1 protein-coding gene is annotated in these 541 nt (G+C 59.3%); it reads left to right on the plus strand.

Features of this window, described 5'->3' with window-relative positions; translation table 11 throughout:
• Positions 1–469 (plus strand): VIT1/CCC1 transporter family protein (locus AACY49_RS30235; protein WP_339527918.1); only part of this gene is annotated, 469 nt, incomplete at its 5' end.
• Positions 470–541 lie beyond the last annotated feature (72 nt).

Consider the following 541-nt stretch of genomic DNA (forward strand, 5'->3'; position numbering starts at 1 on the left):
GGAAAAATCGGATGTGGAGCGGGAACGTCTCGAGCATCTTGCCGATCCCGAGCATGAAAAACGCGAACTCATTGGGATCTATGTCGATCGCGGCCTCCCGATCGCGTTGGCGGAACAAGTTGCCCATGCTTTATCGGAAACTGATGCTCTTGCGGCGCATCTGCGTGACGAACTGGGCATTTCCGAGCACAGTATCGCTCGGCCAACGCAGGCCGCTATAGCCTCTGCAGCCGCGTTCGTGGCGGGAGGCATCATTCCCCTCTTGGCGGCTCTCTTTGTCGCAGGAGCTAGCGCTATCTGGGCCATTGTCGCCGTAGCTATCGCAGCGCTGGCTGTTCTAGGTGCTGCTGGAGCGAAAGCGGGAGGCGCACCGCTGGCCGTGGCCGTGACCCGCGTGGTTATTTTCGGATCGTTGGCGATGGCGATCACGGCAGGCGTAGGCCGCATATTTCATATCGCGACTGGTTAAAGGGTTATCCCTGCTGTGTTTCGGCGTGAGATTGGGGACCACCTGACCCGGTAATCGGCACCTAAACGGGGA

This window comes from Pseudomonas sp. EL_65y_Pfl2_R96 (assembly GCF_963970905.1).
Classification (GTDB): domain Bacteria; phylum Pseudomonadota; class Gammaproteobacteria; order Pseudomonadales; family Pseudomonadaceae; genus Aquipseudomonas.